Annotated in this window: 16 protein-coding genes; 4 read left to right on the forward strand and 12 right to left on the reverse strand. The window is 68.8% G+C overall.

Annotated features, from left to right (window positions below):
* Nucleotides 1–81: 81 nt before the first annotated feature.
* Both B9N97_RS35920 and B9N97_RS06795 read right to left on the reverse strand, forming a co-directional pair.
* Nucleotides 82–1671, reverse strand: a complete 1590-nt coding sequence (locus tag B9N97_RS35920) for a hypothetical protein (RefSeq protein WP_208621163.1) — start codon at nt 1669–1671, stop codon at nt 82–84.
* Nucleotides 1672–2138: 467 nt separating this feature from the next.
* A complete protein-coding gene (locus B9N97_RS06795; protein WP_244560581.1) occupies nt 2139–3407 on the reverse strand; it encodes an ABC transporter substrate-binding protein in 1269 nt (422 codons plus the stop codon).
* Nucleotides 3408–3669: 262 nt separating this feature from the next.
* Here B9N97_RS06795 and B9N97_RS06800 point away from each other — a divergent pair, with 262 nt between their 5' ends.
* Together B9N97_RS06800 and B9N97_RS06805 are read left to right on the forward strand one after the other, a co-directional pair.
* On the forward strand, nt 3670–4431 hold the full coding sequence (locus B9N97_RS06800) for a response regulator (RefSeq protein WP_085084576.1): 762 nt from the start codon (nt 3670–3672) through the stop codon (nt 4429–4431).
* Nucleotides 4421–5881: an ATP-binding protein gene (locus B9N97_RS06805; protein WP_085084578.1), complete on the forward strand. Its 1461-nt coding sequence runs from the start codon at nt 4421–4423 to the stop codon at nt 5879–5881. Before B9N97_RS06800 ends, B9N97_RS06805 begins: the two co-directional genes overlap by 11 nt.
* Before the next feature lie 74 nt (nt 5882–5955).
* On the opposite strand, the gene B9N97_RS06810 is transcribed toward B9N97_RS06805, so the two are convergent.
* The 7 genes from B9N97_RS06810 to B9N97_RS06840 all read right to left on the reverse strand — a co-directional run bounded on the left by B9N97_RS06810 (nt 5956) and on the right by B9N97_RS06840 (nt 13860).
* Complete coding sequence (locus B9N97_RS06810; protein ID WP_085084580.1) at nt 5956–6780, reverse strand: aldo/keto reductase; 825 nt, start codon at nt 6778–6780, stop codon at nt 5956–5958.
* Between the two features lie 138 nt (nt 6781–6918).
* A complete protein-coding gene (locus tag B9N97_RS06815; RefSeq protein ID WP_244560582.1) occupies nt 6919–9216 on the reverse strand; it encodes a xanthine dehydrogenase family protein molybdopterin-binding subunit in 2298 nt (765 codons plus the stop codon).
* Nucleotides 9213–10202, reverse strand: coding sequence for an FAD binding domain-containing protein (locus tag B9N97_RS06820; protein WP_085084582.1), 990 nt, complete (start codon nt 10200–10202; stop codon nt 9213–9215). The genes B9N97_RS06815 and B9N97_RS06820 overlap by 4 nt, the downstream gene beginning before the upstream one ends.
* Nucleotides 10199–10729, reverse strand: a complete 531-nt coding sequence (locus B9N97_RS06825) for a 2Fe-2S iron-sulfur cluster-binding protein (protein ID WP_085084584.1) — start codon at nt 10727–10729, stop codon at nt 10199–10201. Before B9N97_RS06825 ends, B9N97_RS06820 begins: the two co-directional genes overlap by 4 nt.
* A gap of 165 nt (nt 10730–10894) precedes the next feature.
* On the reverse strand, nt 10895–12004 hold the full coding sequence (locus tag B9N97_RS06830; protein WP_085084586.1) for an ABC transporter ATP-binding protein: 1110 nt from the start codon (nt 12002–12004) through the stop codon (nt 10895–10897).
* A gap of 7 nt (nt 12005–12011) precedes the next feature.
* A complete protein-coding gene (locus tag B9N97_RS06835) occupies nt 12012–12902 on the reverse strand; it encodes a carbohydrate ABC transporter permease (RefSeq protein ID WP_085084588.1) in 891 nt (296 codons plus the stop codon).
* Nucleotides 12895–13860 (reverse strand): carbohydrate ABC transporter permease, encoded by a 966-nt coding sequence (locus tag B9N97_RS06840; protein ID WP_244560583.1) that lies wholly within the window; start codon nt 13858–13860, stop codon nt 12895–12897. The genes B9N97_RS06835 and B9N97_RS06840 overlap by 8 nt, the downstream gene beginning before the upstream one ends.
* A 306-nt stretch (nt 13861–14166) precedes the next feature.
* On the opposite strand from B9N97_RS06840, the gene pgl reads away from it, so the two are divergent.
* Nucleotides 14167–14856 (forward strand): 6-phosphogluconolactonase, encoded by a 690-nt coding sequence (pgl, locus tag B9N97_RS06845; RefSeq protein ID WP_085084590.1) that lies wholly within the window; start codon nt 14167–14169, stop codon nt 14854–14856.
* A gap of 47 nt (nt 14857–14903) precedes the next feature.
* Nucleotides 14904–15920 (forward strand): oxidoreductase, encoded by a 1017-nt coding sequence (locus tag B9N97_RS06850; RefSeq protein ID WP_085084592.1) that lies wholly within the window; start codon nt 14904–14906, stop codon nt 15918–15920.
* A gap of 3 nt (nt 15921–15923) precedes the next feature.
* Here the strand turns inward: B9N97_RS06850 and B9N97_RS06855 are convergent, their stop codons facing one another.
* The 3 genes from B9N97_RS06855 to B9N97_RS06865 form a co-directional block, all read right to left on the reverse strand.
* Nucleotides 15924–17552: an ABC transporter permease gene (locus B9N97_RS06855; RefSeq protein ID WP_167393204.1), complete on the reverse strand. Its 1629-nt coding sequence runs from the start codon at nt 17550–17552 to the stop codon at nt 15924–15926.
* A gap of 262 nt (nt 17553–17814) precedes the next feature.
* Nucleotides 17815–18816: an ABC transporter substrate-binding protein gene (locus B9N97_RS06860; protein ID WP_085084596.1), complete on the reverse strand. Its 1002-nt coding sequence runs from the start codon at nt 18814–18816 to the stop codon at nt 17815–17817.
* A gap of 85 nt (nt 18817–18901) precedes the next feature.
* Entirely contained in the window at nt 18902–19720 is an 819-nt protein-coding gene (locus tag B9N97_RS06865; protein ID WP_085084598.1) for a phosphodiesterase, read from the reverse strand.
* Between the last annotated feature and the right edge of the window lie 5 nt (nt 19721–19725).

The following is a 19725-nucleotide window of genomic DNA, read 5'->3' on the forward strand; positions in this document are numbered from 1 at the left end:
GGCGGAGCCGTGCTCCGGCCTGTCGCGGCGAGGGTTTCGATCGGGCTGGCTGGCATCTGATACTCCGTCACGACTGGCCCCTCATGACCGGTGGGCCCGGGCGATGCGCAGCCGTCCCGGCAGTGACGACATCCATGCGGCGACCGCCGCCCTCTCCCTCCGGCCGAGCATCCAGACCATGAAGAGGGTCGCCCCGGCATAGAGCGGCAGGGCGGTCAGCGTCTTGGTGTAGAAGGGATCGAATCCGTCTTCGTAGCGCCAGAAGGGCACGACCGCGAAGGGGGCCAGCGCCGCGACGCCGAAGATCCAGCGCGAGAACCACCAGGAGGGCGACAGTGCCGCCAACGCCAGCGGCCACAGCAGGAACCAGGGCCACAGGTGGGTCGACAGTCCGAACACCACCGCCGCCATCACCGCCGCGGCGGCCTTCCAGGCCTTCTCCACGGTCGGCCGGCGGTACAGCGCTGCGAGAGACCACAGGGCGAAGCCGGCGAAGGCGCCGCGCACCAGCCAGCGCAGGGGGGCCATATCGATGCCCAGCAACCGCTCCGCCACCCGGACGACGTCCACCGGCTGCAGCCACTGCCACCCGGACATGCCGCGGACGGCGTCGAAGAAGGCGGGCGAGCGGAAGAACAGGAACAGGACGGCCAGGAAGAAGGCGGCGGCCGGGATCCCGCGCAGGAGATAGGCGGTGAGCCTGCCCTTGAGATCCTGTTTCCTGGTTTTGCCGAGCCTGTAGAGCAGATCGACGGAAACCAGGGCGGCGCTGGTGTATTTGCAGGCGGCCGAGGCCGCCAGCGCCAGCGGGCCGGCGCGGTCGCCGGTGGACAGGCGCATCAGCCACAGCAGCATCAGGACGACCATCGCCATGTCGTTGTGCGCCTCGCCGGCTGAATAGATATGGCCGATGGGCAGCCATCCGAAGGCGACGAGCCCGGCGGCGGCGGTCGCCTCGTCACGGGTCCGGCCGATCTGCCGGATGATGGCGAGCCCGCCGATCCAGGCGCCCGCCAGCAGCAGCTTGAACAGAAGCGCGGTCACCCAGACATTCCCGCCGCTGAGCGCCATGACGCCGGCCGAGACCACCGCCCACAGCGGGCCGTAGGTCATCATCGCCGGCACCTCGTCGAACGGAAAGGCGGCGGCCTGTTCCGGCGTGAAGGGCACATAGTAGGGATTTTGGCCCCGGACGATCTGCTCGCCCCACAGCGCGGAAAACCAGATGTCCTGCGTCATCACCGGAAAGGCGGGGAGGCTGACGGCGGTGAAGACGACCGGCCACCGGAAAAGCCGGTCCGTCACCGCCTTGGGAACCGGCCCGTCGGCGTCCGACAGCCAGCGGAACAGCCATGCGGCCAAGGCGACCGGCAGGGCGAGCGGCAGGCAATAGGCCAGGAAATACAGGCCGTCATGGGTGAAGACGGTGCCGGCGGTCAATGCGTGGGCCAGCGGGATGGGAAAGTCGGCGATGGAGTCCGCCAGGCGGTCGAAGAACGCCGCCTGATTGGGCAGGCCGACCTCTCCATAATGGGTGTTCGATGCGGCGAGGAAGTAGCTCAACACCGAAAAGGACAACAGGCACAGGGTTGTCGTCAGTCCAAGGCGGTCGAGGATCCTGATCGATCCGTTGCCCAATCCACCAGCTGATTGGGCGTCCGCAGGCGGCATTTGTCTTTGAATCGGCATCCGCATTTCGCCCACCAATGATGTTCCCGACGGCAAGGCCGGTAAACACGTTAGCGGAAGTCGGTGGAACCGATAAATTTCTAAAGAGATTCTAGAGAGATTGCTCCGGCGCTAATGCCGGGATTTCCGGTCGGGCGGCGATCATTTGCCTTGCGTGCGCGCCGGTTTCTTTCGCTTCCGCGCGAACAGGGTAAGCGGACCGCAAGTCGGCGGCAAATGTCCGGTCTATCGGACCCATTCAGGTCCCATCGGAGACAGCTGCAACGGCTGCCGGGTTGCCGCGGCGAACGTCCGGCTGCCCGGCCTCATCCTGTTTCGCCGCCGGAACCGCGGTGCTCGCGCAATGCGCGGGGCAAAAGAAGAAAGCCCCTCTCCCATGGTGGAAGGGGGGCTTCAAGGTCACGCGCAACACCAGAGAAGGAGAGACGACACCACAGAGAAAAGGAGACTTACTTCGCCAGATCGACCGCCTCGGCCAGACGTTTCACCGCCTCCTGCGAGGTCATGGTGGAGTTGAAGTGGGCGGTGACGACATCCAGGAAGGCGCCGCGCACGGCACCGGGCACCGCCATTTCGTGGGCCATGGAGGGCACCGCGCTGTTGCTGTCGATGGCGGCCTTCAGATCGTCCATCGACTTCACGGCGCATTCGTCGAAACTGTCGCGCGCCATGTCTTGGCGGGCGGGGATCGAGCCCTTCAGCAGGTTGAAGGTCTCCTGGAACTTTTTGCCCAGGATCAGCTTGGCCAGCAGCTTCTGACCCGCCGCGCGGTCGGGGTCGGCCGAGCTGAACATGACGAAGCTGTCGGAATTGACGATGTAGCCGGACTTGCCCGGCACATGGGCGCAGACGAAATCCTTGCCCGGCACCTTGCCGGCGGCGGTCAGCTCGCCCTTTTCCCAGTCGCCCATGATCTGCATGGCGGCCTGTCCGTTCATCAGCAGCCCGGCGGCGAGGTTCCATTCACGGCCGGGGAAGCCGTCGTCGACATAGCCGCGCAGCTTGCGCATCTGGTCGAACACCTTGACCATCGTGTCGCTGGTCAGCGCCTTCTCGTCCAGCTCCACCAGAGCCTTGCGGTAGAAATCGGCACCGCCGAGGCCCAGCACCACATCCTCGAACAGCGCGCCTTCCTGCCAGGGCTGGCCGCCATGGGCGAGCGGGATGATGCCGGCAGCCTTCAGCTTCTCGGCGGCGGCGTTGAACTCGTCCCAGGTCTTGGGGATCTCGACGCCGGCCTTCTTCATCGCCTGCGGGTTGACCCACATCCAGTTGACGCGGTGGATGTTCACGGGAACGGCGTAGTAATGGCCCTTGTAGGTCACCACGTCGCGGATCTGCGGCGGCAGGATGGCGTCCCAGTTCTCCGCCTTGGCGACATCGTCCAGCGTCGCCAGCTTGCCCTGCGCCGCCCATTCCTTGATGTTCGGGCCCTTCAGCTGCACCGCGTTCGGCGGATCGCCGGCCAGCACGCGGGAGCGCAGGACGGTGCTGGCCGCGTCGCCGCCGCCGCCCGCCACCGGCGCGTCGATCCACTTGCCGCCCGCCGCTTCGAAGTCCTGGCGCAGCGCGCCCGCCGCCTTCGATTCGCCGCCGGAGGTCCAGTAATGCAGCACCTCCACCTTCGGCTCGGCCCGGGCCGGCGCGGCCAGCAGGGCGCCGGCCATCACGGTCGCGACCGCGGTCATGCCGAGGATGGATGTGCTGAGAGACGGCATCTTGGACATTTCCCCCTGTTCCCTTCTTCGTTCGGTCTTGCTGTTGGCCCTGGCCGCAGGCCGTCCGGCCGCTGGAGGAACTCTATCCTGCACGCAATTCGACGCCCGGATTATTTGGTAACAACGCCTTTTCACGGCGGCGGCGCTGTTACGCAACCGTTACAAACCGGCCCTGGCGGCGCACTGTACCCGGACCGGCCGGGGAGGCTACACTCGGCGCCAACCAAGAAGAAACATCCATATGGAATAGGGAAGGGAAACCATGGAGCGCGCGCGCCATCTGCTGGTCGTGGACGACGATCCCGAGATTCGGGACATGCTGCATGATTTCCTGGTGAAGAGCGGTTTCCGCGTCTCCACCGCCGGCGATGGGCGCGAGATGGCGCGGGTGCTGGCGCAATGGCCGGTCGATCTCATCGTCCTCGACGTCATGCTGCCGGGGGAGGACGGGACCAGCCTGTGCCGCTCGCTACGTGCCAAGTCGGAAACCCCGGTCATCATGCTGACCGCCATGGGCAGCGAGGTCGACCGCATCGTCGGGCTGGAGGTCGGCGCCGACGACTATCTGGTGAAGCCCTTCAGCGCCCGCGAACTGCTGGCCCGCATCCGCGCAATCCTGCGCCGCTGCGGCGGGCCGGAGCCGGTGCGCGAACGGCCGCGCGTGCTGGGCTTCGCCGGCTGGTCGCTCGACCAGGGGCGGCGGGAGCTGCGCACGCCGGACCGGGTGGTGGTGCATCTCAGCCAGGGCGAATACGCCCTGCTCGGCACGCTGCTGGAACGCGCGCCGCAGGTGGTGGAGCGCACCGAACTGCTGGAGAAGCACCGCGGCGACACCTCGATTCCCTTCGACCGCAGCATCGACATCCAGATCAGCCGCCTGCGCCGCAAGCTGGAGGAAGGGCCGGGCGGCTCGGTGCTGATCAAGACGGTGCGCGGCATCGGCTACCAGTTCACCGCGACGGTGGTGGACCAGGGCGAATCCGTCAGCTCCGGGACCAACTCCGGAAGCGGCCGTGGCGCTTGAGCGTCTGTTGCCGACCCGACTGCGCGCCGCCCGGCTGCGCCACCGTATCCTGTTGGCGATGGTCGCGCTGCTGGCGCTGACCCATGGCGGGGCGCTGGTCGGCATGCGGCTGGTCGACGACCGCGCGCGGGAGCTGCTGACCGCTCATCGGCTGGGGCCGGCGATGGCCGCGGCGGTGGAGGCGGCCGACCGCGCGGTGCTGGACGGCGTCGCCGCCGGGCCGGCGCTGGCGCTGCACGGCCTGCCCGACCTGTCGGTGTCCTGGCAGGCGCCCGGCACCCCCACCGTGCCGTCCGGCTGGGTGCTCGACGGCGTCGTCGACGCGCCGCGCCCCGTGTTCGTCGCCGCCGCGCGCGCCCTGCTGCCGCTCCGCTCCGCCCATGCCCAGACGCTCGCCGAATCGCTGTCCCTGGTGGCGGAGGACACGGCGGCCCAACTGCGCGACGCCCGTGTCTATGTCCAGCTTGCCGGCGGCGGCTGGCTGGAGTTCGCCAGCCCACGCTTCTGGCGGCCGCGCAGCACGCCGTTCGAGATCGTGCTGGCCGGGCTGGCCGCCTTCGGTCTGGCGCTGGCGGTTCTGCTCTGGCTGCCCGGCCGGCTGGTCCGCCCGCTGGAGGCTCTGGCGGAGCAGGCGACCCGTCCGCACGACCGCTTGCATCCCCGCCCGCTGCCGGAGGACGGGCCGGAGGAGGTCGCTTCGCTCGCCCGCGCTTTCAATCAGGCGCGCAACGCGCTGCGCGACCTGATGGAGGGGCGTACCCATCTGCTGGCGGCGATCAGCCACGACCTGCGCACCCCGGCGACGCGGCTGCGGCTGCGCGCCGAATATGTCGATGACGACGCCCTGCGTGCCAAGATGATGGCGGACATCGACGAGATGGCGGCGATGGTCAGCGCGACGCTGGAGTTCCTCGGCGACGACGTGCTGCGCGAAGAGGTGGAGGTGGTCGCCTTCGCCAGCCTTCTGCAGAGCCTGTGCGACGACTATGCCGACACCGGCGCCCCGGTAACCTACCACGAGCCACCGCCGCTGCAGTTCGCCGCCGTCCGCACCATTTTCGGCGGCGGGGTGGAGCGCAACGACCGCTTCGACCAGCCGCGCCAGCTCCGCCTTGCCGGCCGCCCGTCCAGCCTGCGCCGCGCCTTCGCCAACCTGATCGACAACGCCATCAAATACGGCGAGCGCGCCACCGTCTCCGTCGACGCCGACGCCGCCGAGATCGTGGTCGACGTCTGCGACGACGGGCCGGGCATCCCGGAGGCGGAGATCGCCAACGTCTTCAAGCCCTTCGTCCGGCTGGAAGGCTCCCGCAACCGCAAGACCGGCGGCAGCGGGCTGGGCCTGTCCATCGTGAAGTCGATCGTCGAGGCGCACCAGGGACGGATCGAGCTGAGCAACCGCGCCAGCGGCGGGTTGCGCGTGCGCGTGACGTTGCCGCGGATGTTGTGAGGATAGGGCGATCAGGGGGAAACCCCCCTCTCCCCCGGGGGAGAGGGGGGATTAAGCGCCGAGTAAGCGTTCGCTCACTTGTCCCAAACCGGCGCCAACCCCGCCGGGCTGACGATCCGCCCATCCGGCCGCGCCAGCTTTGCAATGGCGGCCATGTCGCCGTCGTCCAGCGTGAAGTCGAACACCGCGAAATTCTCCGGCACCCGTTCCGGCTTGGCGGTCTTGGACAGCACGATGTGCCCCAGTTGGATCAGCCAGCGCAGCGTCACCTGGGCCGCGGTCTTGCCGTACTTGGCGCCGATCCGCTGCAACTCCGGGTCGCGCGGCACCTTGCCGTCGGCCATGGCGTAATAGGCGGTGATCGCCACGCCCAGTTCCCTGGCCGCCGCAGCCATCGCGCTCTGGTCGAGATAGGGGTGCACCTCGATCTGATTGGTGACGATGGGGGCCTTGCTGCGCTTCACCGATTCCCGCAGCTGGGCGATGTTCTGGTTGCTGACGCCGATGAAGCGGGTCTTGCCGGCCGCCTGCACCGCGTTCAGCATCTCGATCTGGTCGGCGATGGCGACCTGATCGGCCGGCCAATGCAGCAGCAGCAGGTCGACCCGGTCGACCTTCAGCTTCTCCAGGCTTTCGTCGACCGACGCGGCGAACAGGTCGGGGCTGTACTTGTCGACCCAGACCTTGGTGGTCAGGAACAGCTCGTCGCGCCGCGCGCCCGCGGCTTGCAGGGCGCGGCCCAGCGCCGCCTCGTTGCGGTAGATCTGTGCGGTGTCGAAATGGCGGAAGCCGGCTTCGAGCGCCGCCGGAACCACCCGCTCGACCTCCTCGTCCGACATGCGGAACACGCCAAATCCCAGCGCGGGGATTTCGGCGCCATTCGCTTTCACGGTCTGCATCCTGCTTTCTCTCCTAACCAGCGCCGTGGCGCGTCAATTCGGTTGCATGCAGACATATGGCGGGAAGGGCGGTCTGCAAACCGCCTTTCCCGCCATATCACCTGTGAATTCAATTCACAGATCGCACGCTGCGAAGCATCACATCAGCTTGTCGAGCGTGATCGGCAGGTCGCGGATGCGCTTGCCGGTGGCGTTGTAGACGGCGTTGGCGACGGCGGCGCCGACGCCGGTGATGCCGATCTCGCCGATGCCGCGGGCACCCATCGGCGCCTGCGGGTCGGGGATGTCGGTGTAGAGAATCTCGATGGCGGGAACGTCCATCTGCACCGGCACGTGATAGTCGGCCAGCGAGGCGTTGACGATGCGGCCGCTGCGCGGATCGAAGTTGGCTTCCTCGGTCAGCGCCAGCCCGATCCCCATGATGATGCCGCCCTTGAACTGGCTCGTCGCCGTCTTGGCGTTCAGGATGCGGCCGGCGTCGAAGGAGCCGAGGAAGCGGGAGACACGGACCTCCCCGGTGATCTCGCTGACCCGGACCTCGCAGAACTGCGCGCCGTAGGAGTGCATGGAGAAGGCCTCCATCTCCGCCGGCGGCGGGGCTTCGGCCTCGCAGACCAGTTCGTCCCGTCCCGACCGGCGCAGGATCGACTCGTAGCTTTCGAAGCGCGAGGCATCCTCGCGGTGGCCGATGCCGCCGTCCCGCGTTTCGACCTCGGCGAGCGACAGGCCGGCCAGCGGCGAATCGTTGCCGGCGAGCTTCAGCAACTCCTCGACGAAGACCTCCGCCGCGGCGATGACGGCGCCACCGATCGAGGCCGTCTGCGTCGAGCCGCCGGCGATCACCCCGCGCGGCAGGGTTGTGTCGCCATACTCGAAGGTGACGTTGCCGATCGGAACGCCGAGCCGGGCGGCGATGTGCTGGGCCTGCGCCGTCGCCGTGCCCATGCCCATGTCGTGCACAGCCGTCGAGACGGTGACCTGCCCGCCGGCCGTCAGCCTGATCCGCGCCGCACCGCCGGGGAAGCGGTGATAGGGGTATGTGGCTGTCGCGCAGCCCATGCCGATCAGCCACTCGCCGTCCCGCCGCTGGCGCGGTTTCGGGTTGCGGCGGTCCCAGCCGAACCTCGCCGCGCCCTTGTCATAGGCGTCGATCAGGTGGCGGGAGGAGAAGGGCTTGCCGCTGGTCGGGTCCGTTTCCGGCTCGATGCGCCGACGCAGCTCGATGGGGTCGAGGCTGAGCTTTTCCGCCAGTTCGTCGATGGCGCATTCCAGCGCGAAGGTGCCGACGGATTCGCCGGGCGCCCGCATGAAGGTGTTCGCCAGCATGTCCATGTCGGCCACCTCCTGGGCCAGCCGGATGGACTTGGCGGCATAGAGGTGACGGGCGGGAAAGGTGAACTGCTCCGGACAGGAGTTGTGGGTGGTCATCGCCACGATGCCGGTGTGGATCAGCGCATCCAGCCGGCCGTCGGTGCCGGCGCCCAGCGCCACCCGCTGTTCCGTCAGCGTCCGGCCGCCGACGATCCGGAACACGCCTTCGCGCGACAGCATGATGCGCACCGGCCTGCCGGCGAGCTTCGCGGCGGCGCAGGCGAGGATCTGGTGGTCCCACAGGCATTTGCCGCCGAAGCCGCCGCCGACGAAGGGGGAGGAGACGCGGACCTTGTCGGGCTCCAGGCCGAAGATGTCGGCCAGCTGTCCCGCCGTCAGATCGAGAAGTTGGTTGGCGTCATGCACCCGCAGCTCGTCGCCGGTCCAGGCGACGGTCGCCGCATGCAGTTCGATGGCATTGTGGTTGTGGCGCGGCGTCCGGTAGATCTGGTCCACCTGTACCGCGGCGGCTTTCAGGGCGGCTTCGGCATCGCCGATCTCCACGACCGGCGGCTGCCCCAAGATGTTGTCCAACTGGCGCGGCGTCTTCTTCGCCTCGTCGAAGGACGTGACGGCCGGCAATGGCGCGTAGTCGGCCCTCACCAGCGAGGCGGCATGGTCGGCCTGTTCCAGCGTCTCGGCGAGGACGACGGCGATGGGCTGGCCGTTCCAGTGGATCTCGTCATCCTGCATGACCGGCAGGTCGCTCGCCCCGGCGGCGGTCGGCGACGACATCATCAGCGACGGCGCCTTCATCCGCGGCGCGTTGCGGTGGGTCATGACCAGCACGACGCCGGGGGCCGCCTCGGCCGCCGCGGTGTCGAGCGCCGTGATCCGCCCGCGCGCGACGGTGCTGAAGGCGAGTGCGGCGTAGCAGAGCCCTTCATAGGGAAACTCGGCGGCGAACTGAGCCTTCCCCTGAACCTTCAACGGCCCGTCGATGCGCGAGACCGGCTGGCCCAGCGCCCCATGCTTGTGGAGCATCGGATCCTGGGTGACCGCCGGCTGCCAGCGGCCGGGCAGAGTGTTTGCGGATGTGTTTGCGGAGTCGGATTGCATGCTCATGCGTCGTCTCCCGTCAGCTCGCCGAGGACGGCGACGATCGTCCGTTTCGCCAGCTCGATCTTGAAGGCGTTGTCGCGAAGACCGGTCGCGGCGGCGAGTTCCGCCTCCGCGGCGGCGCGGAAGCTCTCCGGGCCGGCCGGCCGTCCCTTCAGCGCGGCTTCGGCCGCCGAGGCCCGCCACGGCTTGTGGGCGACGCCGCCGAGCGCCAGCCTTACGTCGCGCACCACGCCGCTGTCGTCGATATCGAGGGCGGCGGCGACTGAGACCAGCGCGAAGGCGTAGCTCGCGCGGTCGCGCACCTTGCGGTAGGTGGAGCGGCGGGCGAAGAGCAGGGGCGGGAGCTCGACTGCGGTGATCAGTTCACCCGCTTTCAACTCGGTCTCGATGTCCGGCCGGTCGCCGGGCAGGCGGTGCAGGTCGGAAAGCGCGATGCTGCGCGGTCCCGCGGGGCCGTCCAGATGCACCGTGGCGTCGAGTGCGGCGAGCGCCACGCACATGTCGGACGGATGGGTGGCGACGCAGGCCGGCGACGCGCCGAGGATGGCGTGATAGCGGTTGAAGCCGTCGCGGGCGTCGCAGCCGGCCCCCGGCTGCCGTTTGTTGCAGGCCGCAGCAGTGTCGTAGAAGTAGCGGCAGCGCGTCCGCTGCAGGATGTTGCCGCCGACCGTCGCCATGTTGCGGATCTGGGCGCTGGCCCCGGCAAGGATCGCGCGGGCGAGGAGCGGATAGTGGGCGCGCACATGGCCATCGGCGGCCAGCGCGGTGTTGGTCGCCGCCGCCCCGATCAGCAATCCACCGTCGGCGCGCGGCTCGATCCCGCGCGGCAGGCCGGTGACATCGACCAACATCTCCGGCCGTTCGACCGTCTCGCGCATCAGATCGACCAGATTGGTGCCGCCGCCGAGATAGCGCGCCGCGGCGTTGCCCTTTGCCAGTTCGATGGCGGCGGACGTGTCGGACGCCCGTTCATAGGTGAAGGGGTTCATGCCCGCGCCCTCTCCTGCGTTGAGGCCGGCATTTTTTCCAGCGTTTCGGAGATGGCCTCGATGATGCCGTTGTAGGCGCCGCAGCGGCAGAGATTGCCGCTCATGCGTTCGCGCAGTTCCCGCTCGTCGACGGTGACGCTGACCGCCATAAAGTCGGCGGTGACGACGCTCGGGATGTTGCGCTCGATCTCGCGCGCCATGCCGATGGCTGAACAGAGCTGTCCGGGCGTGCAGTATCCGCACTGGAAGCCGTCATGGTCGACGAAGGCCTGCTGCAGCGGATGCAGGTTGCCGTCGCTGCCCAGCCCTTCGACGGTGGTGATGCTGCGGCCCTGATATTGGACCGCCAGCGCCAGACAGGAATTGATGCGTTCGCCGTCGACCAGCACGGTGCAGGCGCCGCAGGCGCCCTGGTCGCAGCCCTTCTTGGTCCCGGTGAATCCCAGGCTGTTGCGGAGGAGGTCGAGCAGCGAACTGCGGATATCCGCCTCGACCTCGACGCTTTGTCCATTGATCGTGAAGTTCATCAGCGCATTCCCCAATTCGGAACGGGTTCTGGCCGACGGCAGCCCGCGGCCTGCCCTCCGCCATCCGGACGGATTGGGCCGGCCTGTTAACCGTCAGCGGCGCTGGAAATCACGCTGGGTGGTGAGAAAAACCCTCTCCCGGGACGGGAGAGGGCTATCAGCCGTTCAAATCCGCTGTTCGGTCTTCGGGTCGAACAGGTTGGCGCGGGCCATGTCGATCATGAAGTCGGCGGTCTCGCCCTCCGCCACCCGGTCGCTCGGCTTGATGCGGGCGACCACCTCGTGGCCGTTCAGCTCGACATAGGTGATGGTGTCGGCGCCGGTCGGCTCCAGCACGTTGACGCCGCAGGCGACCTTCACCAGCGCCGGGTTGCCGGCGGCGATCGCCGGGTCGTAGCAGGTGATGGCCTCGGGACGGATGCCCAGGATCACCTCCTGACCCAGCCAGTGGCCGGCCTGCTCCGGCGCCTGGAACAGTGGCAGGAAGCCGCTGCGCTCGCGCCCGACGCTGACGCCCAGCCGGTCGCCCTCGGCCGACAGGGTGCCGCGCACGAAGTTCATGGTGGGGGAGCCGATGAAGCTCGCCACATACATGTTGGCCGGCCGCTCGTAGACCTCCTGCGGCGGGGCGAACTGCTGGACGACGCCCTCCTTCATGATGGCGATGCGGCTGGCCAGCGTCATCGCCTCGATCTGGTCGTGGGTGACATAGACCACGGTGGTGCCGAGCCGCTGGTGCAGCTTCTTGATCTCGGTGCGCATGTCGACGCGCAGCTTGGCGTCCAGGTTGGACAGCGGCTCGTCGAACAGGAACACCTTGGGGTCGCGGACCAGGGCGCGGCCCATGGCGACGCGCTGGCGCTGGCCGCCCGACAGCTGCGCCGGCTTGCGGTCCAGCAGATGCTCGATCTGCAACAGCCGGGCGACGCGGCGGATGGCGCCGTCGCGCTCCGTCTTCGACTGGCCGCGCATCTCCAGCGAGAAGCCGATGTTCCGCGCCACCGTCATGTTGGGATAGAGCGCGTAGGACTGGAACACCATGGCGATGTCGCGGTCCTTGGGATGGACCTCGTTGACCACGCGCTGGTCGATGCGGATCTCGCCGGCGCTGATCGTCTCCAGCCCGGCGATCATGTTGAGCAGGGTGGATTTCCCGCAGCCGGAGGGCCCGAGCAGGACAAGGAATTCGCCGTCCGTCAGGTCCAGGTCGATGCCCTTCAGGACCTCGACGCTGCCATACTGCTTGCGGACATTGTTGATGCTGAGAGTCGCCATCGGAAGATCACCCCTTGACGGAGCCGGCGGTCAGACCGCGGATGAAGTATTTCCCGGCAAGCACATAGACGACGAGGGTGGGCAGGCCGGCGATCATCGCCGCCGCCATGTCGACGTTGTACTGCTTCACGCCGGTGGTGGTGTTGACGAGGTTGTTCAGCGCGACCGTCACCGGCTGGGCGCCGCCCGCCGCGAAGGACGCCCCGTACAGGAAGTCGTTCCAGATCTGGGTGAACTGCCAGATGATCGTCACCACCAGGATCGGCAGCGACAGCGGCAGCATGATCTTGGTGAAGATCTGGAAGAAGCCGGCGCCGTCGATGGTCGCGGCCTTCACCAGATCGTCGGGGATGCTGACGTAATAATTGCGGAAGAACAGCGTGGTGAAGGCAAGGCCGTACACCACATGGACCAGGATCAGTCCGCCGGCGCTGCCGGCCAGCCCGAGCGCGCCCAGCGTCTGCGCCATCGGCAGCAGGATCACCTGAGACGGCAGGAAGCTGCCGAACAGGATCATGCCGAAGACGATGTTGGCGCCGCGGAACCGCCACTTGGTCAGGGCATAGCCGTTCAGCGCCCCGAAGATGGTGGAGATGACCACCGCCGGCACGACGATGACGATGGAGTTGAGGAAATAGGGCGCCATGCCGCGGCAATCGGCGCCGATGCAGGCGCGGTTCCAGGCATAGCTCCAGGCGTCCAGGCTAAAGTCGCGCGGCAGCGACAGCAGCGATCCGGTGCGGATCTCCTCCGGGCTCTTGAACGAAGTGGTGATCATCAGCAGCAGCGGCAGCAGGTAATAGGCCGCGAACAGCAGGAGGATCAGGTACAGGCCCCAGCGGGCGATGCGGGCGCCGGTGCCCTGCGCCGGCGGCAGGGCGGAGGTCAGGCTAGACACGCTTGCCTCCCTTCAGTTCGGAATAGAGGTAGGGCACGATGATCGCCACCACGGTCGCCAGCATCATCAGCGCGCTGGCCGATCCGATGGCGATCTGGTTGCGGCGGAAGGTCATCTCGTACATGAAGGTCGCCGGCAGGTCGGACGCATAGCCGGGACCGCCGCCGGTCAGCGCCACCACGAGGTCGTAGCTCTTGACCGCGAGGTGGGCGAGGATGACGAAGGCGCTCATGAACACCGGCCGGATCGACGGCAGGACGATGCCCCAATAGATGCGCGGCAGGCTGGCGCCGTCCAGATAGGCCGCCTTGATGATCTCCTGATCGACGCCGCGCAGCGCCGCCAGGAACAGCGCCATGACGAAGCCGGAGCTTTGCCAGACCGCGGCGATCACCAGCGTGTAGACGGCGGTGTCCTGCTGGACGATCCAGTCGAAGGTGAAGGCGGGGAATCCCAGGTCGCGCACGAATTGCTGGATGCCGATGCCCGGATTCAGGATCCATTTCCAGGCTGTGCCGGTGACGATGAAGCTGAGCGCCATCGGGTAGAGATAGATCGTGCGCAACGCCCCTTCGCCGCGGATGCGCTGGTCGAGCAGCACCGCCAGCAGGATGCCGATGACCAGGCTGATGCCGATGAACAGCCCGCCGAAGATCAGCAGATTCTCGATGGCGACATACCAGCGCTCGATCCGCCACAGCTTCGAAAAGGCTTCGGCCCCGACCAGATCGTAGGACGGCAGCATCTTCGAATTGGTGAAGCTGATATAGACCGTCCAGGCGATGAAGCCGTAGACGAACAGCAGGATCGCCGCGAAGGACGGGGCGACCACCAGCTTCGACAGATGCCGCTGCGCCACCGCGCGCAGCCCGCCTGCCTTTTGTGGGGTTGCGCTGCCGGGAACGGCCCCGGCGTCCTCTCCGGCGGCCGGTCGCAAGGATGGGGTCTGCATGGTCATGGTGCGAGCCCTGCCGGCTTTTGAGCCAGTGTTCGGGCCGGCGCTGCACACGGATGCAGGTCGCGCATGTCGGTTCCCTCCCGTGACGGGTTGCTGTTGGACCGTCCGGATGAGGTCTTGTCCGGCGGTCGTTCGCTTGGCGGTCACTGTACGCTGCCGATGATGCGCGGGGCGGACAATTTGGTAACGCGGCGCTTTCCCGGGACCGGCGTTGTTACGCAAGCGTTACACAGATACGCGCGCCCCTGCGGGGCGGGCGGATTATGGTCTGCGCCAACGAACAAGATCAGTCGGGGAGCTTCCATCATGACCGCGCGCCTTCGTGTGTTCCGCGATGCCCAGGACCTTGCCGAAACCCTGGCCGACGAGACGGCGGCCCTGCTGACCGACGCCATCGCGGCGCGCGGGCGGGCCACCATGGCACTGCCGGGCGGGCGGACGCCGACGCCTTTCCTGACGGCGCTGGGCCGGCGCGACGTGGATTGGAGCCGGGTGACGGCGACGCTGGTGGACGACCGCTGGCTGCCGCCCGAAAGCCCGGACAGCAATGCCGCCACCCTGCACGCGACGCTTCTCGCCGCCGCTCCGGCGATCCGCTTCGTCCCGCTCTACACCGGTGCCGCGACGCCGGAGGAGGGGGAGGCCGCCTGCGCCGAGGCTTTGCGCGTCCTCGACGGCCCGTTCGACCTGATGGTGACCGGCATGGGCGAGGACGGGCATGTCGCCTCACTGTTCCCCGATGCGCCGGGACTTGCCGCCGCCTGGGAGGGGCCTGCGCCCTGCCGGGCGATGCGCTCCCCCACCGCGCCGCATCCGCGCATGACGCTGACCCTGCCGCGCCTGCTCGACAGCCGGCGGATCGTCGTGCTGATCACCGGCGGCGCCAAGCGCGCGGTGCTGGAACAGGCCCGCGCCGCCGGCCCGGAAGACGCGATGCCGGTACGCGCCCTGTTGCGCCGGGGCGGCCCCGACACCATGGTCTGCTGGGCGCCATAAACCGACCGCTTTGCCGGTCACCACATCACGAAGGAGTTTTTGCGACGATGAAGAGCCTGTCGGTCGGCCTGCTGGGTTTCGGACTTGCCGGGTCGGTGTTCCACGCGCCGCTGATCCTCAGCGAACCGCACCTGCGCCTGACGGCCATCGCCAGTTCGCGCACCGACGACATCCGCCGCAGCGCGCCGGGGGCCGTTGCGACCACGGCCGAGGCGGTGATCGCCGACCCCGCCATCGACCTGGTGGTGATCGCCACCCCCAACACCAGCCACGCCCCCTTGGCGCGCGAGGCGCTGCTGGCCGGCAAGCATGTGGTGATCGACAAGCCGATGGCGACCACCGCCGCCGAGGCCGACGAACTGATCGACCTCGCCAGGCGGCAGGGCCGGCTGCTGACCGTCTTCCACAACCGGCGCTGGGACAACGACTTCCTGACCCTGCGCTCGTGTCTTGAGAACGGCGACATCGGTCGCCCCTATCACTACGAGGCGCACTTCGACCGCTTCCGGCCGCAGATCAAGAAGGGCTGGCGCGAGCAGACGCTGGCAGGCTCCGGCGTGCTGTTCGACCTCGGCGCCCATCTGATCGATCAGGCGCTGACCCTGTTCGGCATGCCCGACCGCATTCTCGCCGATGTGGGATCCCAGCGGCCGGATGCGCAGGTCGACGACTGGTTCCATATCGTGCTCGGCTATGGGCCCATGCGGGCGATCCTGCATTGCGGAACCGTGGTCTGCCGGCCGGGTCCGCGCTTCCAGCTGCATGGCGATGGCGGCAGCTTCCTCAAGCACGGCATGGACGGGCAGGAGGCGGCCCTGCGCGCCGGCCGCCTGCCGACCGAAGCCGGCTGGGGCGTCGACGATCCCGAAAACTTCGCCCTGCTGGTCCAGGCCGACGGCAAGGAACGGCGGGTGGAGACCATCCCCGGCGACTATCCCGCCTTCTATCGCGGCGTGGCGGCATCCATCCTCGACGGCGCCCCGCCGCCGGTGACCGCCGAGCAGGCGCGCGACGTGCTGGCGGTGCTGGAGGCGGTGCGCAAGGCGGCGGAACTGCCGGCCTGACTCCTACCCCCGCCAGGGCACCACGCCCGGCGGCAAGCGGCGGCCCAGTGCCCCGGCGGCGAGCATCGCCGCCAGCACGACGAGGATGGCGATAACACCGAGGGCGGCGCCCAACGTCGGGCTGCCGCCTTCCTCCAGCGCATAGACGACGACGCCCAGCGTCTCCCGTCCCTGCGACCACAGCAGGATGGAGACGGTCAGCTCGTTGAAGGCGGTCAGGAAGACCAGCAGCCCGCCGGCGGCAGCCGCCGGCGCCACCAGCGGCGCCACCACCGTCACCAGCCGCCGTAGCGGCCCGGCGCCCAGCGCGCGGGCGGCCTCCTCCACCGTCGGGTCGAGCGCGGCGCAGGCCGCCTGCACCGGCCGCAGCGCCAGCGGCAGGAAGCGGACCAGATAGGCGGCCAGGATGATCCACAGCGTGCCGTACAGGCTGACACCCAGCCCGGGCAACGGCTTCAGGAACAGCAGGATACAGCCGATGCCCAGCACCACGCCCGGCACGGCATGCGGCAGCTCCACCAGCACGCCGACCGCCCGCGCGATCCGCCCGGCTCCGCCGCCCAGCGCCATGGCATGGGCCAGCGGCACCGCAAGCAGCGCGAGCAGCCCCGCCGCCGACCCCGACAGCAGCACCGAATTGGCGAAGGCGCGCCCGACCTGATCGAGCGCCAGCACCTCGCGGTAATGGGCCAGCGTCAGCGTGCCGAAGCCGATGGGCAAGCCATAAACGCTGACGAGGCTGGTGGCCAGCAACGCCATCAGCGGCGCCGCGACCATCAGCGCCAGCACGCCCCAGGCGATCCCCTCCACCGCCATGCGGGCGCGCCCGAGCGGCAGCGGCGCCAGCGGCCGGGCGCCGCCGGGCAGACGGCTGGCGATGTGGGCCTGCAGGATGGTCTGGGTGGCGATGCCCAGGCAGGCGACGATGCCGATCAGGGCGGCCAGCACCGCCACCTCCGGCAGGGCGGACGGCCCGAAACCGGCCAGCCGCCGGTAGATCAGCGTCGGCAGCATCGGAATGCCCGCCGGAATGCCCAGCAGCGCCGGCACCCCGAAATTCCCCAGCGCCGCGACGAAGGCCATCGCCAGTCCCGCGACCAGCCCCGGCAGGCAGAGCGGCAGCACCACGCCGCGCACCGCCCGCCACGGCCCGGCCCCCGACGCCCGCGCCGCCTCCAGCACGTCGCCGGGGATGGCGCGCAACGCCGCGCGCAGGGCGAGGAAGACCAGCGGCGCATGCTCGATCCCCATCACCAGCACCATGCCCGCCGCCGACTGCACCGGGTTCGCCGTGCCGACCGGCGGCGCCAGCCCCAGCGGCTTCAGGATCGGACTGCCGGACCCGGCCAGATGGGTCCAGGCCATCGCCACGATCTGCGGCGGGATCATCAGCGGCAGGATCAGCGCGAAGGTCATGGCGGTGCGGGCGCGCAGGTCCGTCAGCCCGACCAGCAGCGCGAACGGCCCGCCGATCATCGCGGCGGCCAGCGTGGCGCCGGCGGCGATGGCGATGCTGTTGGTGGCGGTGCGCCAAGTGGCGGGGGAGTCGAGCACGCGCGCCAGCACCGTCGCGTCGCCTGCCTCCCACAGCAGGCGCAGGACGGGGAGAAGGACAAGGAGGGCGAGGAGCAAAAAAACACCCTCTCCCGCCCCGGGAGAGGGAGGGGACCCGCGCCAGAGGCGTGGGGAGGGTGAGGGGTGTTCCAAGGAACCGGAAGCGCATGGTTCCTTGCGCCACCCCTCACCCTTCCCATGCTGCGCATGGGTCCCGCAGTCGTTCGCAAGTCTCACGACAGCGCTCCGCCTACGATCACCTTCGGTGCTCGTCCGGCCTGCGGCCGTCGGCTACACGCCCTCTCCCGGGGCGGGAGAGGGATATGCCGTTGAAGCACCCTCACCCGCCGAACAGATCGGCGAAGGCGCGCTTGTTGGCGTCGTCCTCGGCCAGCGCCTTGGCGGGGTCGTAGGGCAGCAGGGTGATCGTTGCCGGATCGGGGAAGCCCGCCGGCGGCTTCACCCCCGGCAGCGCCGGCAGGAAGCCCTGGGCCGAGGCCAGCTCCTGCCCCTCGCGGCTCAGCAGGAAGTCGATGAAGGCCTTGGCCGCCGTCGGGTTCTTCGCGGTGCTGAGGGTCGCCACCGGCTCGCTGACCGCGCTGACGCCCTCCTTGGGGAAGACGAAGGCGACGGGCGCGCCCTTCAGCTGTTCGCGGATCGGCAGGTAATCGACGACCATGCCGTAGAGCTTCGCCCCGCCGGCCACATCCTTCAGGATGCCGCCGTTGCCCTTCGCCGCGGTGACGCCGTTGCGCTGCAACGCCTCGTAATAGGCCATGCCCAGCGACGGCTGCGCCTTGATCGACGCCATATGGATGGCGGCGGCGCCGGAATAGAGCGGGCTCGGCATCACCGTCGTGCCCTTGGCCTCCGGCTTCAGCAGGTCCTGCCAGGAGGCCGGCTTCATCGGCGCTGCGGTGTTGTAGACGATGCCGGTGGTGATCAGCTTGGTGCCGAACCAATAGCCCTGCGGGTCGTGCGTGCCGGGCCGATAGCCGGCCACCGGCGCGCCCTGGTAGGGCTGCAGCCGCTTCTCCGCCTTCAGCGATTCCATCGTCACCGCGTCGGCGATCAGCAGCAGGTCGGGCTGCGGCGCCCCGGCGGTGAACTCGGCGCGCAGCTTGTTCATCAGCTCGGTCGTGCCGCTGCGGATCCACTCCACCTCGACGCCGGGATTCTTCGCCTTGAAGGCCTCCACCGTCTGGCGGGCGTCCGGCTCCAGCTGCGAGGTGTAGAGCACCAGCTTGCCGGTGGCGCCGTCGGCCTGCGCCGGCTGGGAAATGGCAGTGTGGCCGAGCGCCAGCGTCAGCACCGTGGCGAGGGTGGCGAGAAACGCCTTCATCTCTGTCGTCTCCGTTGGATCGGCGGTGAGCAGTGTCTTACGCCAAGCCCATGACAGGCATGTGACGGCCGGTCGAATGACCCAGTCAGTCGATCAGCTTCCCGTCCTTGAAGAAGGGATAGGGGCCGTCATAGTCGCCGATCACCGCGGTGTGGCTGACCACCCCGGTGTCGGCGCGCCACATGTGGATCTGATAGCCCGGCGGCTCCATCACGAAGGCCGACGGCGCATCGTCGCGCAGGTCGAGCGCCACCTGATGCGCGGTGGAGGGCGCCGTCGAGGCGATGGTGCCGGCCCAGCGCACCTGGATCGGCCGGTGCAGATGGCCGCACAGCACCCGCTCCACCTGGCGATGGCGGCGGACCACGTCGGCCATCGCCTCGGCGCCGCTCAGCCCCAGCCGGTCCATATGGCCGATGCCGGTGGCGAAGGGCGGGTGGTGCTGGAAGACGATGGTCGGCCGGTCGGGCTGCTCCGCCAGCCGCGCATCGAGCCAGGAAAGCCGCTCGGCACAGACCTCTCCCGCGCCGGAGCCGGGCAGCACGGTATCCATGGCGATCAGCCGCACCGGCCAGTCCTCCACCGTGTAGTGGAAGAAGCGGTTGTCGCCGACGCGGGACTTGAGGTCGGGAAAGGCCTGGGCCAACCCGGCACGTTCGTCATGGTTGCCAGGCACCGCGAACAGCGGAATGTCGAGCGGGCGCAGCAGGCCGAGCAGCCACTCATACTCATCCGCATGGCCGGCATCGACGAGGTCGCCGGTGGCGAGGATCACGTCCGGGCGCGGGGTGAGTGCCAGGATGGCGGCAACGGCGCGCTCCAGGAATGGCGCGGTGTCGACGCGACGGTAGGCGAGGCGGCCGGGGGGCTTGATGTGGGTGTCGGTGATCTGGACGATGATCATGGTGT

This window comes from Azospirillum oryzae, from assembly GCF_900177515.1.
Taxonomy (GTDB): domain Bacteria; phylum Pseudomonadota; class Alphaproteobacteria; order Azospirillales; family Azospirillaceae; genus Azospirillum; species Azospirillum oryzae_A.